General features: G+C 47.8%; 17 protein-coding genes and 1 other annotated feature. Of the genes, 16 read left to right on the top strand and 1 reads right to left on the bottom strand.

Annotated features, from left to right (window positions below; all coding sequences use genetic code 11):
• Nucleotides 1–39 precede the first annotated feature (39 nt).
• From ACSFXN_RS08580 to pheA, 15 genes are all read left to right on the top strand, one after another.
• Nucleotides 40–651, top strand: a complete 612-nt coding sequence (locus ACSFXN_RS08580) for a Maf family protein (RefSeq protein WP_437149704.1) — start codon at nt 40–42, stop codon at nt 649–651.
• Complete coding sequence (radC, locus tag ACSFXN_RS08575; protein ID WP_437149703.1) at nt 641–1,333, top strand: RadC family protein; 693 nt, start codon at nt 641–643, stop codon at nt 1,331–1,333. Before ACSFXN_RS08580 ends, radC begins: the two co-directional genes overlap by 11 nt.
• A gap of 89 nt (nt 1,334–1,422) precedes the next feature.
• On the top strand, nt 1,423–2,451 hold the full coding sequence (locus ACSFXN_RS08570) for a rod shape-determining protein (RefSeq protein ID WP_437149702.1): 1,029 nt from the start codon (nt 1,423–1,425) through the stop codon (nt 2,449–2,451).
• Nucleotides 2,452–2,465: 14 nt separating this feature from the next.
• A complete protein-coding gene (mreC, locus tag ACSFXN_RS08565) occupies nt 2,466–3,350 on the top strand; it encodes a rod shape-determining protein MreC (RefSeq protein WP_437149701.1) in 885 nt (294 codons plus the stop codon).
• Entirely contained in the window at nt 3,347–3,889 is a 543-nt protein-coding gene (mreD, locus tag ACSFXN_RS08560; RefSeq protein WP_300992464.1) for a rod shape-determining protein MreD, read from the top strand. The genes mreC and mreD overlap by 4 nt, the downstream gene beginning before the upstream one ends.
• Nucleotides 3,890–3,960: 71 nt before the next feature.
• Nucleotides 3,961–4,626, top strand: a complete 666-nt coding sequence (gene minC, locus ACSFXN_RS08555) for a septum site-determining protein MinC (RefSeq protein ID WP_437149700.1) — start codon at nt 3,961–3,963, stop codon at nt 4,624–4,626.
• Between the two features lies 1 nt (nt 4,627).
• Nucleotides 4,628–5,431 (top strand): septum site-determining protein MinD, encoded by an 804-nt coding sequence (gene minD, locus ACSFXN_RS08550; protein WP_300992467.1) that lies wholly within the window; start codon nt 4,628–4,630, stop codon nt 5,429–5,431.
• 54 nt (nt 5,432–5,485) lie between these two features.
• Complete coding sequence (locus ACSFXN_RS08545; RefSeq protein ID WP_437149699.1) at nt 5,486–6,424, top strand: nuclease-related domain-containing protein; 939 nt, start codon at nt 5,486–5,488, stop codon at nt 6,422–6,424.
• 177 nt (nt 6,425–6,601) lie between these two features.
• Nucleotides 6,602–6,683 (top strand) — a sequence feature (ribosomal protein L21 leader region).
• A 14-nt stretch (nt 6,684–6,697) separates the two neighbouring features.
• A complete protein-coding gene (gene rplU, locus ACSFXN_RS08540; RefSeq protein ID WP_300992469.1) occupies nt 6,698–7,006 on the top strand; it encodes a 50S ribosomal protein L21 in 309 nt (102 codons plus the stop codon).
• A gap of 3 nt (nt 7,007–7,009) precedes the next feature.
• Nucleotides 7,010–7,339 (top strand): ribosomal-processing cysteine protease Prp, encoded by a 330-nt coding sequence (locus tag ACSFXN_RS08535; protein WP_300992471.1) that lies wholly within the window; start codon nt 7,010–7,012, stop codon nt 7,337–7,339.
• A gap of 13 nt (nt 7,340–7,352) precedes the next feature.
• Nucleotides 7,353–7,643 (top strand): 50S ribosomal protein L27, encoded by a 291-nt coding sequence (gene rpmA, locus ACSFXN_RS08530; RefSeq protein WP_204890370.1) that lies wholly within the window; start codon nt 7,353–7,355, stop codon nt 7,641–7,643.
• Between the two features lie 341 nt (nt 7,644–7,984).
• On the top strand, nt 7,985–8,500 hold the full coding sequence (locus ACSFXN_RS08525; RefSeq protein ID WP_437149698.1) for a Spo0B domain-containing protein: 516 nt from the start codon (nt 7,985–7,987) through the stop codon (nt 8,498–8,500).
• 2 nt (nt 8,501–8,502) lie between these two features.
• Nucleotides 8,503–9,792: a GTPase ObgE gene (gene obgE, locus ACSFXN_RS08520; protein ID WP_437149697.1), complete on the top strand. Its 1,290-nt coding sequence runs from the start codon at nt 8,503–8,505 to the stop codon at nt 9,790–9,792.
• Nucleotides 9,793–9,846: 54 nt separating this feature from the next.
• Complete coding sequence (locus ACSFXN_RS08515) at nt 9,847–10,299, top strand: ACT domain-containing protein (RefSeq protein ID WP_437149696.1); 453 nt, start codon at nt 9,847–9,849, stop codon at nt 10,297–10,299.
• A gap of 16 nt (nt 10,300–10,315) precedes the next feature.
• Nucleotides 10,316–11,185 (top strand): prephenate dehydratase, encoded by an 870-nt coding sequence (pheA, locus tag ACSFXN_RS08510; protein ID WP_437149695.1) that lies wholly within the window; start codon nt 10,316–10,318, stop codon nt 11,183–11,185.
• 410 nt (nt 11,186–11,595) lie between these two features.
• On the opposite strand, the gene ACSFXN_RS08505 is transcribed toward pheA, so the two are convergent.
• Nucleotides 11,596–12,129, bottom strand: coding sequence for a transcription repressor NadR (locus tag ACSFXN_RS08505; protein WP_437149694.1), 534 nt, complete (start codon nt 12,127–12,129; stop codon nt 11,596–11,598).
• Nucleotides 12,130–12,254: 125 nt separating this feature from the next.
• Here ACSFXN_RS08505 and ruvA point away from each other — a divergent pair, with 125 nt between their 5' ends.
• The gene (gene ruvA / locus ACSFXN_RS08500; RefSeq protein ID WP_437149693.1) at nt 12,255–12,851 is read left to right on the top strand and encodes a Holliday junction branch migration protein RuvA; all 597 of its coding nucleotides are present in this window, start codon (nt 12,255–12,257) and stop codon (nt 12,849–12,851) included.
• Nucleotides 12,852–12,870 lie beyond the last annotated feature (19 nt).

The following is a 12,870-nucleotide window of genomic DNA, read 5'->3' as shown; positions in this document are numbered from 1 at the left end:
GATTTTGGGTATGATGCTAAAAAAGGGAGGAATTTAGTTATGAAATTCAAAGCCACTCATCCGGTCATCCTGGCTTCAGCATCACCGCGCAGAAAAGAATTATTGGAAGGCATCGGAATCGGCTTTTCGATCATCCCGAGTTTGAAAGAAGAGCCGGACCCGTCCGAGTTCCAGACGGCAATGGGCTACGTTATTGAATGCGCCATGCAAAAAGCAAAAGATGTCGCGAAAACACATCCAGAAGCGGTCGTCATCGGCTCGGATACGGTCGTCGTGCTGGACGGTGAGATTTTGCGCAAGCCGCAGAACAAACAGCAAGCACAGGAATATCTCCGCCGCCTGTCGGGCCAGACGCACGACGTCATCACAGCGATTACGATTATGAAAGGGAACAGCGAGCAGTCGTTCCATGAAATGACCCGTGTGACGTTCTACGACTTGCCTGAAGACTGGATCGAGGCTTATACCAGCACCGATGACCCGTACGATAAAGCGGGCGCATACGGCATCCAGACAATGTCCGGCTTATTCGTCAGAAAAATTGACGGCGATTACAATACGGTCGTCGGTTTGCCGATTGCGAGTCTGACGCAAAAGCTGGTGCTGTCGGGTTATGTTGTTTTAGAAGGGAGCCGCGTCCATGCAGATTGAACAGGCATTGATGATCCGGGACGTCCATGCCGCTGACCGCCCGAGAGAGCGGCTGGTCAACCAAGGCGCGATGAGCTTATCGAACCAGGAGCTCATCGCGATTTTGCTGCGCACCGGCACGAAACAGGAATCCGTTTTGCATTTGGCGAACCGGGTCCTGACTTATTTTGAACAGATCCAGGGATTGAAAGACGCGACGATTGAGGAAATGACTTCCATCAAAGGCATCGGCCAAGCAAAAGCGGTGCAGCTCCTCGCTGCGGTTGAACTTGGCCGGCGCTTGTCCTCGAAACAAACCGATACGAAATTCACCATCCGTTCCCCGAAAGATGCCGCTTCGTATTTGATGGCGGATATGACTTCGCTTAAACAGGAACATTTCGTCGTGCTGTTCCTCAATATCAAAAACCAGGTCATGCATAAACAGACCATATTTGTCGGCAGTTTGAACGCCAGCATCGTCCATCCGCGCGAAATTTTCCGGGAAGCGGTGAGGCGCTCTTCTGCGTCAATAGTCTGTGCCCACAATCACCCGTCCGGCAACCCGGCACCATCCCCTGAAGACATCGCTGTTACCAAGCGTTTGATGGAAGCGGGAAGCATCATCGGCATAGAGCTATTGGATCATATAATTATAGGCGACCATCAGTTCACTTCCTTGAACGAAAAGGGATTTATGTAGGACTGTTACTTTTTCTTCATTTCGGCTATAATGAAAGGTATTGTATTGACTCTATGGCACTTTGGCATATAAAGAAGGGAAGAATTTACGTGTTTGGAATTGGATCGAAAGATGTAGGTATAGATTTAGGTACGGCTAATACGCTGGTTTTTATTAAAGATAAAGGGATTGTTCTTCGTGAACCGTCTGTTGTTGTTAAGAACACCATTACGGGTGAGATCCTTGCAGTCGGGAACGAAGCACGCAAAATGATGGGCCGCACACCTGGGTCAATCGTCGCGATCCGTCCGATGAAAGAGGGGGTAATCGCTGATTTCGATACGACTGCAGCGATGATCCAATACTATTTGCAGGAAGCGCTGAAAACGTCCGGCCGCAACTGGCAAAAACCGAACATCATGATTTGTGTGCCTTATGGCATCACTTCTGTGGAAAGCCGTGCTATCATTAATGCCGCTCGCCAGGCTGGAGCCCGCGAAGCTTATACTATTGAAGAGCCGTTTGCAGCTGCAATCGGCGCAAATCTGCCTGTTTGGGAACCTACCGGCAGTATGGTCGTCGATATTGGTGGCGGAACGACTGAAGTGGCCGTCATTTCACTTGGCGGAATTGTCTCTAGCCAGTCTGTCCGCGTTGCTGGGGATGCACTGGATATTGCGGTTACCCAGCATATCCGCAAAACATATAACGTCATGATCGGCGAACGGACAGCAGAAGCGATTAAAATGGAAATTGGTTCTGCCAGCACTGTAACAGAAGAAGAGAAAAATGCTAAAATGGAAATCCGTGGACGTGATATGCTTACTGGGCTGCCGAAAACGATTGAAATCAATGCAGCAGAAATCTCTGAAGCGCTGAAAGAAGCGATTGAATCGATTATGGATGCCATCAAATCCACGCTTGAAAAGACGCCGCCTGAACTGTCAGCGGATGTCATGGAGCGCGGCATCGTGTTAACAGGAGGCGGAGCTTTGCTTAAGAACCTGGACAAAGTGATTGCGGATGAAACGGGTATGCCAGTGATCATCGCAGAAAATCCACTGGACTGCGTAGCGATTGGAACTGGTAAAGCTTTAGATAATATAGAACAGGTTCGACGCCAGCAATCACATAAATAAGGAGGATTGCCGTAATGTTCCATTTTTTTACAAACAAGCGGCTTATTTTGCTGCTGTTGGGCGTCATCCTGCTTGTTGCTTTAATTTCTTTTTCTCTCCGGGACCGCGACAATGTGTCGCTGCCGGAGCAAATTATCAAGGATGGCGTCGGAGCCGGCCAAATGATCTTTTCCGGGCCCGCTCATTTCGTCACTGGGATTTTTGACAGCGTAGATTCTCTTTTAAATACATATGAAGAAAATAAGTATTTGAAATCGCGTTTAGAAGAGTTTGCAAGCGTGCAAGCGGAAGCGACCAATCTGCGTTCTGAGAACGACGAACTGAAAGCGCTCGTCGGCAAAGAAGAAGATTTGCGCAGCTACAACCCGATCCATGCCACCGTCATTGCCCGCAATCCGGATCAATGGGAAGAGAAAATCATCATCAATGAAGGATCGACGAACGGGGTCAAGGAAAATATGGCTGTTATGACTGCTCAAGGCCTTATCGGCAAAGTGGTCCTGACTACGCCGTTCACTTCCACTGTTGAATTGATTTCGACTCAGAATCCGAATTACCGGGTATCGGCCATGGTGATCGGCGGCAAAAAAGATGTTTTCGGCTTGATCGAAGGCTATGACGTGGAACGCCGCGAATTGCTGCTGAAACGGATTGATGCGGATATCGACTTGAAAGTTGGCCAGCAAGTCATTTCGAGCGGACTCGGCGGCATTTTCCCGAAAGGCATCGTCATCGGGGAAATTACGGAAATCGCCATTGATGAATTCGGTTTGACGAAGCTGGTGTATGTTAAACCGGCGGCTGATTTTTCGCTGCTGAATCATGTCGTGATTGCGGATCGGGTTTTACCGGAAGTAGATGGGGAAGATAATGGAGAAGTCGGAGATGAGGAATCATGATGAGATTTCTGATTCCGTTGATCGGGCTTTTCCTGTTTTACTTGGAACCGGTATTCGGCTTGTTTTCGCCATTACAGATCGGCGGGGAATATTATTATGTCGTCCCCCGTTTTCTGATTATGTTTTTGATTTTTGTGTCGGTTTATTTCGACACAAAACACGCAATGTTTTACGGATTATTTTTCGGCCTCTTGTATGATGTCTTTTTCATCGATATAATTGGTCTATATTCTTTTTTGTATCCGGCGATTTGTGTGCTGGCTGGATACATCGTGAAAAACCTGCAACGGAATTTATACATCACAACGATGGTGACCTTGGTATTGACTGCTGCATTTGAATTTATCCTGTATCAGTTTTTCTCCTTGATCTCGTTGACGTCGATTCCGATAGGCACATTTTTCGATACACGGCTGATGCCGACGATGATTGCGAACTCGATGTTTTTGGTCATTCTTGGCTGGGCATTCAGATCGATGATTGTCGGCCGGTTTGAAGCGCGGCGGAAAAATCCGAGTTTATCACGCTTTAACGGATAACTATTTAAAAGCGGTAAAACTTGGTGGTTCAAGTTTTAATTTATTATAATGGAAGCGCAGGTGACACATTTTTGAAGAATCTTGTCTATATCAAAGGGACGAAACAGGGGCTTGTGCTGCAGCTCGACGACCAGTGTTCTTACACCGATCTGCTAAAAGAGCTGCAGGCAAAGGTGTCGGACCCTGCGCTTGAAGGCAGTGCAGAAGTACAGATTAACCTTGGCAACCGGTATTGCACGGAAGCCCAAATCAAAGAAATTACCAACATCACGCAAAAAGACACGGAGTTGCGCGTCATCAGCGTGAAAAGCGAGGTGATTACGGTTGAAGAAAGCAATCGCCGTATTCTGGAGCGCCAGTCCGAAACGTATGTCGGCATCGTACGCTCTGGCCAAATCGTCAAAGCGGAAGGCGACCTCGTCGTTGTCGGGGATGTCAATCCGAACGGCCGCGTCGTCGCCGGTGGCAATATTTATGTATTGGGCCGTTTGAAAGGCATCGCGCATGCCGGGGCGAATGGCAACCGCGAAGCGGTCATTGCCGCTTCGTGGCTCGAAGCCACGCATTTGCAGATCGACGACGAATTGGAAATCATGACAGATGAGTTGACAGTTTTATCGGAACAGCCGGAAATGGAATGTGCTTATTTACATAAAAATGGCAGCATCATTATCGACCGTTTGCAGGAATTGCGATTCTTGCGGCCTGAAATTTCAACGTTTAAAGGAGGAAGCTAATGTGGGAGAAGCAATAGTGATTACATCAGGTAAGGGAGGCGTCGGAAAGACGACGACAACCGCCAATCTCGGCACTGCATTGGCTCTTCAAGGGAAAAAGGTATGCTTGATCGATACGGATATAGGTTTACGGAATTTAGATGTTATTCTTGGGCTTGAAAACCGGATCATTTACGATTTGGTGGACGTCCTCGATGGCCGCTGCAAAGTGCATCAAGCGCTTGTTAAAGATAAACGTTTTGATGATATGCTGTATTTGCTGCCTGCTGCGCAGACGACAGATAAAAACGCGATCAATCCGGAGCAGATGAAGGAACTCGTTACTGAACTGAAAAAAGAGTACGATTTCGTCATCATCGACTGCCCGGCAGGTATCGAGCAAGGCTATAAAAATGCCGTTGCTGGTGCGGACAAAGCAATTGTCGTAACCACTCCTGAAATTTCAGCAGTGCGCGACGCCGACCGCATCATCGGCCTTTTGGAACTTGAAGAAGGAATCGAACCGCCGAAATTGATCATCAATCGCATTCGCCAGCATTTGATGAATGCCGGAGATTCAATGGATATCAATGAAATCACGACGCATCTTTCCATCGACTTGCTGGGAATCGTAGCTGATGACGAAACCGTCATCTCAAGCTCGAACCGCGGCGAGCCGGTTGTAATGGATCCGACCAACCGTGCCGCTCTTGGCTACCGCAACATCGCCCGCCGGATTCTGGGTGAATCCGTGCCGCTGATGACGATGGATAAAAAGAACCAAGGCGTCTTTTCAAAAATCAAAGCGATTTTCGCGAAATCCTGATAGCTTAGCTCCCGCAGAGATGCGGGGGTTTTTTTAAACCTTAGGAGGTGCTTATTGAACGATTACGTGCTGGTCCAAATGATATTGGTGGAGCGGATTCCGAAAGTCCATCGATCCTGGCATCCGATTTCAAACGACTTGAAAAACTCGCTTGCTGGTGCGGGCGGAGAGTCCCGCACTCTTGCTCTTTTAAAAAGAGAGCTCGATTTGGAAGAAGCGCCGATTTTCCTGGCGGATTTATCAGTGCCATACAAAGACGGTTTCGCGCAAATCGACATTCTTTTATTGCATAAAGCGTTTATTTGTGTGCTTGAAGTGAAAAACATGAAAGGGGAGTTCTTTTTTGATTCGGCCAATTTTCAATTTCATCGGATGATGGAAGGCCGCATGGAAGGGATGAGAAATCCAGAATCACAATTGCATCGCGCTGTTAAGGCAGTGGGGAAATTTCTGGACGTTCCGGTTCAAGGAGTGATGGTGCTGGCGAGCCGTTCCGGAAGAGTGGTGGAAGGCCCGAAGAAATATCCGATTGTATCGATGGATTATCTGCCGTTTCATCTGGAAGAGTTGGCGCATAGCGAAAATTTCTTTGATTGCCGCTCTCTTGAACACAAATTGAAATCATTGCCGAAAAAGAGTTTTCAAAAAAATTTATTGGAGCGTCATCAAATCACGGTAGATTCCATCCGGCTAGGCGTCACTTGTCCCGAATGTCGGAATCGGTCTTTGGAAAGAGCCAGCAGGAAATGGCATTGCACAGGATGCGGCGGCTTTTTCAAAGATGCGCATGAAGTGACGCTTCAGGAATATGCGGTGTTGTTCGGCGAAGAGCTTCCGACGCATTTCGCTTACCGCTTACTTGGTGTCGAAGACAAGTATTTATTGTACCGATTGCTTGAAAACTCAGCACTCCAGGGCAATGAACGCGGAAAGCGCTGGGTTGTGCCGCGAAGAGAGCTGCTCCAGACATATTTCGGGAGGATTTATCGCTGAACGCACCTGGGTCCGGAAGTTTCGCATCTCGGCAATAATTTTTCACACCTCACACTAGAGTTTTCGCACCTCAAACTGAAATTTCCGCATCTTGGCGAATAATGCGAACAAGTTTTCAATATCAGTTGACGCAGCACTGAGCATATGGTATTATTCTAATGTTATGTTTGTAGCGCACCTGTGCTACAACCGCTCGAATCAGGTCATGTAAGAATCTGCAGCAATGCGATCACCTGAATAGGCGAGTCTTAGTCTAAGAGGAGGTGCAAGGATATGTACGCAATTATTGAAACTGGTGGTAAACAAATCAAAGTTGAAGCGGGCCAAGAGATCTACGTTGAGAAATTGAACGGAGAAGCTGGTGACGTAATCACATTTGACAAAGTTTTATTCGTAGGTGGAGAAGACGCTAAAGTGGGTGTTCCTTTTGTTGAAGGAGCTACTGTTACAGCTAAAGTTGAAAAACACGGCAAACAGAAAAAAATCACGGTCTTCAAATACAAAGCGAAAAAGAACTACCATAAAAAACAAGGTCATCGTCAGCCATACACGAAATTGACTGTCGACGCGATCAACCTGTAAGAAATGATACGAGTAAACGTAAAAGAAACATCTAACCGCATTTTGTCTTTCGAAATGTCGGGTCATGCGGATTTTGCTGAACACGGGCAAGACCTCGTATGTGCTGGAGCATCCGCTGTCTCATTTGGAGCGGTGAATGCCATTATGGAGCTGACGAAAATCGAACCCCAAATCCAGCAGGAAAGCAGCGGCTTTTTGAAAGTCGTGTTTCCCGAAGGCCTTGATGAGAAAACAGAAGAGCAAGTTCAATTGCTTGTGCGTGCCATGATCGTTTCCTTAAAAACGATTGAACATGATTACGGAAAATATATCAAAATAACCTTCACAGCTTAGGAGGTGGAACAGAATGTTAAGATTAGATCTTCAGTTTTTTGCATCCAAAAAAGGTGTAGGTTCAACGAGAAACGGACGTGACTCAGAATCTAAACGCCTTGGCGCAAAACGTGCAGACGGCCAACTCGTTTCTGGCGGCTCAATTTTATACCGTCAACGCGGTACTAAAATTTACCCAGGCGAAAACGTAGGACGCGGTGGAGACGATACACTTTTTGCAAAAGTTGACGGAATCGTACGTTTCGAACGTTACGGACGCGACAGAAAAAAAGTGAGCGTATACCCTGTAGCACAAGAAGCTTAATACAAAACGAAAAGGGCTGCGCTTGCAGCCCTTTTTCTTTTTCGAGAAATTCCAACGAAATATTGGTATACTGGGATAAAGAGAAACTGTCATCACCGGGCACTATCCGGTGATGGCTAGTTGATCCAATCGGGCTTTTAGGGGCAGTAGATCTCCGCTGGAAAAGCGGAGGTCGAACTGACCGTTAAAGCGGGATAAAGAGAAACTGCCATCACCGGGCATTATCCGGTGATGGCTAGTTGATCCAATCGGGCTTTTATGGACAGTAGAACTCCGCTGAAAAGCGGAGGTCGAACTGACCGTTTACGCGGGATCAAAGAAGCTGACACGGGACGTGACTTATGAAAGAAACGAAAACGGTGGCACAATCGCTGCGGCATGCGCGCCATGACTTCTTGAATGAATTGCAGTTGATCAATATGTATTTGGATCTTGGTCGGCAGGAAGAGGCTCAAGCGATTATTCGCTCGCATGCCGAAGCGGCTGTGCATCTCAGCCGGCTTGCCGGTTTGAAGATGCCCTTGACAGAGGAATGGCTGCTGCTCGCAAAATGGCAGCATCCGGAGTTTCGTTTTCAAGTGGAATGTTTGGCACACCGGGCGCCGGTGGAACTGGATGCAGCTTTTACCCGTCTGCTAGAGCTTTTTGTGAAGACGGCGCTGCCGCAAATGGACCCGTATGCGGAGCATGAATGTTGCGTCAGGTTAGCGAATGAGGAAGAGTCATTGATGATGGAAATAACATTGAACGGAAATTGGACGGAGATTGAGTTTCCGGAAGTTTCAGGTTTATATGCAGTAAAAGAGTGCGATTCGGACAGTATGAAACTGACTGTACGCGCACAGATGGAGGGATAATTATGTTTGTCGATCACGTAAAAGTTTATGTTAGAGGTGGCGACGGCGGGGACGGTATGGTTGCGTTCCGCCGCGAAAAATATGTACCAAATGGCGGTCCTGCAGGCGGCGACGGCGGTAAGGGCGGCGATGTCGTATTTATCGTTGAAGAAGGCTTGCGCACGCTAATGGATTTCCGCTACAAACGGATTTTTAAAGCAGACCGTGGTACGCACGGAATGAGCAAAAACCAGCATGGTGCGAAAGCGACCGATACGTTCATCAAAGTTCCGCCTGGCACTGTCGTAAAAGATGCCGATACGGGTGAAACGATTGCCGATTTGGTGGAACATGGCCAAACAGCAGTCATCGCACGCGGTGGACGCGGAGGGCGCGGGAACTCCCGTTTTGCCACTCCTCAAAACCCGGCTCCGGAACTGTCGGAAAAAGGCGAACCAGGATTTGAACGCAATGTCATTATGGAACTGAAAGTATTGGCGGATGCCGGTTTAGTCGGATTCCCGAGTGTCGGAAAGTCGACTCTTTTGTCAGTCGTTTCCGCTGCAAAACCGAAAATTGCAGAATATCATTTCACGACAATCGTTCCGAATCTCGGCATGGTGGAAACAGATGACCAGCGCAGTTTCGTTATGGCCGATTTACCTGGATTGATTGAAGGCGCACACCAAGGTGTCGGGCTTGGCCATCAATTCCTGCGCCATATTGAACGCACACGCGTCATTATCCACGTTATTGATATGTCCGGCATGGAAGGCCGCGACCCGTACGAGGATTATGTAACGATCAACGAAGAATTGAAACAATACAATATGCGTCTAACTGAACGCCCGCAATTGATTGTGGCCAATAAAATGGACATGCCGGATGCGGAAGAAAACTTGGAAGCATTCCGCAAGAAAATGCCGGAAGATGCACGCATTTTCCCGATTTCTGCGTTAAGCCGCCAAGGTTTGTCGAATCTTTTATTCGCGATTGCAGATCTATTGGAAGTAACGCCGGAATTCCCATTAATCGACGAAGTGGACGAAGAATCAGAAAACGCGGTTCTTTACAAACACGAATCGGATGCGGATGGATTCGACATTACACGCGATCCGGACGGTGCGTTTGTATTGAGCGGCTATGCGATTGAGCGTTTATTCAAAATGACCGATTTCTCACGGGAAGATTCGATTCGCCGATTTGCCCGCCAAATGCGCGGCATGGGCATTGATGACGCTTTGCGCGAACGTGGAGCGGAAAACGGCGACACGGTCCGTTTGCTTGAGTTTGAATTCGAATTTATGGACTAATAGGGAGTTGAACCCCTGTTAGCCTTAGTTTCACTTTATCTGGAGGGCTGATGAATGAAGGATATATCGGAACAACGGTTTTATTTGGTGCGGGAGGACGTTTTGACCGAGGCCATGGTGAAGACGCTTGAAGTCAAACGGCTTCTGCAGCGCGACCGCATGTCGATTTTGGATGCGGTCAATAAGACCGGTCTGTCACGATCTGCGTTTTATAAATATCGAGATGCGGTATTTCCATTCCATTCAATCGTCAGAGAGCGGATTCTGACGGTATTCCTGCAATTGGAAGACCGCTCAGGCACGCTTGCGACACTTCTTCAAACAGTTGCTGAAGCCCGCTGTAATATTTTGACCATCCATCAGACGATTCCGATCCAAGGCCGTGCCAATGTGACATTGTCTTTGGACGTAACGGCGATGGAAATGGATTTGGATACTTTTCTGCAACAGTTGAAAAAACTCGATTTTGTCGAGTCAGCTGAAGTTGTATCAAGTGGATCATCATAAATAGAGGAGTGGTTGGATGGCTGGACAAACTGCTAAGAACCGTATTTCATATTTGGGGCCGGAAGCGTCGTTTACTCATTTGGCGGCGCTCCGAGTATTCCCGGAAGGCAAGCAAGTTCCGTTCGCAACAATCCCGGAATGCATAGAAGCAGTGGCGGAAGGCAGCGTCGATTATGCTGTCGTGCCGATTGAAAATGCATTGGAAGGGTCGGTCTCGCTGACGGTTGATTACCTGTTCCATGAAGTGCAATTATATGTCACGGCTGAAGTGCTTTCGCCGATCGGGCAGCATTTTTTGGTGCATCCGGAAAATGCCGATGCCGATTCATTCGAAGCGATTTATTCGCATCCGCAGGCTTTGGCACAGAGCCATAAATTTTTATATTATACATATAAAAACACACCGCTTGAGCAATACAGCTCAACATCAGCGGCGGCGAAGATGGTATCTGAACTGCCGGAGCGCCCGATTGCGGCCATTGGCAATGAATTCTCGGCACAGAAATATGGTTTGACGATTCTGCATCGGGACATCCATGATTTCCATTTCAACCACACACGCTTTTTTGTGCTGTCGAAAACCGATCATAAACTGGAAGTGGCGAATCACGAAGGCCAAGTCAAAACGACTTTGATGATTTCGCCGCCGAAAGACGACCGGTCAGGTGTGCTTCATCAAGTGCTGTCTGTGTTTGCATGGCGACAGCTGAACTTAAGCAAAATCGAATCGCGTCCGTTGAAAACCGGACTCGGCAATTATTTCTTCATCATCGACGTTTTGGAAGATGAAAGCGACACAATGATGCGCGGTGCGTTCGAAGAGCTGGCCGCCATCGGCTGTGAAGTGAAGACGCTGGGCTCGTATTTTACGTACCGAAGCGAGTAAAGAAATTCCGCAGCATGCGTGCTGCGGGATTTTTTTGTCTGGAGGAGTGTCGAAAAATGGTGAACGCAAATAAACAGTCGCTGAACGCAAATAAAACTTTTTGAACGCAAATAAATTCGAATGAGCGCAAATAAAAAAATCTAAACGCAAATAAAAGTTTTTAACAGCAAACTAAGTATAGAAAGTCCGCTTTTCGCAGGCGAAAAGCATGCATTCAAGGGTTTGAATTTAAATAACTTAACAGCGTAAAAGCCATTCGCTACTGCGAATGGCTTTCTTTAAGAGTACTATGGAACTTTTCGCCAGCGAAAAGCTTATTTATTAAAGAAAAAATGCCAAACGCGCATAAACGCTCTAACCCAATAAAAACCCTGAAACCGCCATCCGGTTTCAGGGTTTTTTCACATATTTTATTCGCTGTCTTCCAGCAAAAAGCCGTTTTCCCGCATGGCGGCTATCGCGCTTTCCAGCATTGCGACGTTTGGCGCGGTAATCGTGTGCAGGTGGGTGCCTTCTGTCAACTCCAGCAAAAAACTCGCTCCGGTGTCGTGGACGCGCTGCATGAACGATTCGACTTCTTTTTCATTTGAAACATGGATGCCGGCTGTCAATTCGCCGTATACCGGATGCTCGACCGATACATCTTTGACGGTGACGCTTGCTGCAACGAGAATTTTTAATTCACGTTCGGTTTCTTCCGGCTGATGGCGGCAGGCGATGCGGCGGCTGATCGTTTCGGTGCCGCGTTCGCGGAGATACAGATAGCCTTGGCTCGTCGCGATGATCGGTTCATTGCGGGCTTTTAAGAGCGTCATGTCGCTGACAATCACTTGCCGCGACACGCCGGCGAAGGCCGCCAGCTCGCCGCCGGTCAATGGATCACTCGAGAATTTTAATTTTTCCAGAAGGATTTGCCGGCGTTGTTCGCCGTAGAGTTTTGTCATAGTGGAATCCCAGCTTTCTTAAATGTTATTTCTATTTTAACATGCCTATTTTCCAAACGGGTTTATTTCGTATAAGGCGAACAAATATGCTATAATCAATAGGTTAAATTGAAGGGGCGACGTACATGTACGATTACATAAAAGGGGTTGTCACACGAGTGACGCCTGAATATTTAGTAGTGGAACAGCAAGGGATCGGCTGGCAGATTTTTGCCCCGAATCCATACTCATTTGGAACAGAGGAACTGCAAGTCTTTGTCCATTATCACGTAAGAGAAGACGCACATCTGCTGTTCGGTTTTCCGACACTTGAGCAGCGGGAATTGTTCCGCAAGCTCATCTCGGTATCCGGCATCGGGCCGAAAGGGGCGCTCGCGATTTTAGCAAGCGGGCAGCCGCAGCACGTCATTGAAGCGATTGAGCGGGAAGACGAGTCGTATCTCGTGAAATTCCCGGGCGTCGGCAAAAAGACGGCACGCCAGATGATTCTCGATTTGAAAGGCAAGCTGTCGGAGTTTTTCGGCGAACCGTTCGAAACCGACGTGGCGCATGGCTTGTTGGCGCATGACGAGGTGGAGCTTGAAGAAGCGATGCTCGCGCTTGGCGCACTTGGCTATTCTGAACGTGAAATAGCGAAAGTGAAGCCGAAATTGAAAGATCTCGATTTGAATACGGAAGGCTATATGAAAAAAGCCTTGCAATTATTATTGAAACAAAACTGATGAAAAGGAGGCGAACGGC

It is taken from the genome of Planococcus sp. 1R117A (assembly GCF_051417975.1).
In the GTDB taxonomy this organism is placed as follows: domain Bacteria; phylum Bacillota; class Bacilli; order Bacillales_A; family Planococcaceae; genus Planococcus; species Planococcus shenhongbingii.
The sequence above is the reverse complement of the archived record's forward strand: the minus strand, read 5'-3'. Positions and strand labels throughout refer to the sequence as shown.

Excerpts from the sequence above, each read along its gene's own strand:
- ACSFXN_RS08580 (WP_437149704.1), top strand. The coding sequence starts at position 40 with ATGAAATTCAAAGCCACTCATCCGGTCATCCTGGCTTCAGCATCACCG.
- radC (WP_437149703.1), top strand. The coding sequence starts at position 641 with ATGCAGATTGAACAGGCATTGATGATCCGGGACGTCCATGCCGCTGAC.
- mreC (WP_437149701.1), top strand. The coding sequence starts at position 2,466 with ATGTTCCATTTTTTTACAAACAAGCGGCTTATTTTGCTGCTGTTGGGC.
- mreD (WP_300992464.1), top strand. The coding sequence starts at position 3,347 with ATGATGAGATTTCTGATTCCGTTGATCGGGCTTTTCCTGTTTTACTTG.
- rplU (WP_300992469.1), top strand. The coding sequence starts at position 6,698 with ATGTACGCAATTATTGAAACTGGTGGTAAACAAATCAAAGTTGAAGCG.
- ACSFXN_RS08535 (WP_300992471.1), top strand. The coding sequence starts at position 7,010 with ATGATACGAGTAAACGTAAAAGAAACATCTAACCGCATTTTGTCTTTC.
- rpmA (WP_204890370.1), top strand. The coding sequence starts at position 7,353 with ATGTTAAGATTAGATCTTCAGTTTTTTGCATCCAAAAAAGGTGTAGGT.
- ACSFXN_RS08525 (WP_437149698.1), top strand. The coding sequence starts at position 7,985 with ATGAAAGAAACGAAAACGGTGGCACAATCGCTGCGGCATGCGCGCCAT.
- obgE (WP_437149697.1), top strand. The coding sequence starts at position 8,503 with ATGTTTGTCGATCACGTAAAAGTTTATGTTAGAGGTGGCGACGGCGGG.
- ACSFXN_RS08515 (WP_437149696.1), top strand. The coding sequence starts at position 9,847 with ATGAAGGATATATCGGAACAACGGTTTTATTTGGTGCGGGAGGACGTT.
- pheA (WP_437149695.1), top strand. The coding sequence starts at position 10,316 with ATGGCTGGACAAACTGCTAAGAACCGTATTTCATATTTGGGGCCGGAA.
- ACSFXN_RS08505 (WP_437149694.1), bottom strand. The coding sequence starts at position 12,129 with ATGACAAAACTCTACGGCGAACAACGCCGGCAAATCCTTCTGGAAAAA.
- ruvA (WP_437149693.1), top strand. The coding sequence starts at position 12,255 with ATGTACGATTACATAAAAGGGGTTGTCACACGAGTGACGCCTGAATAT.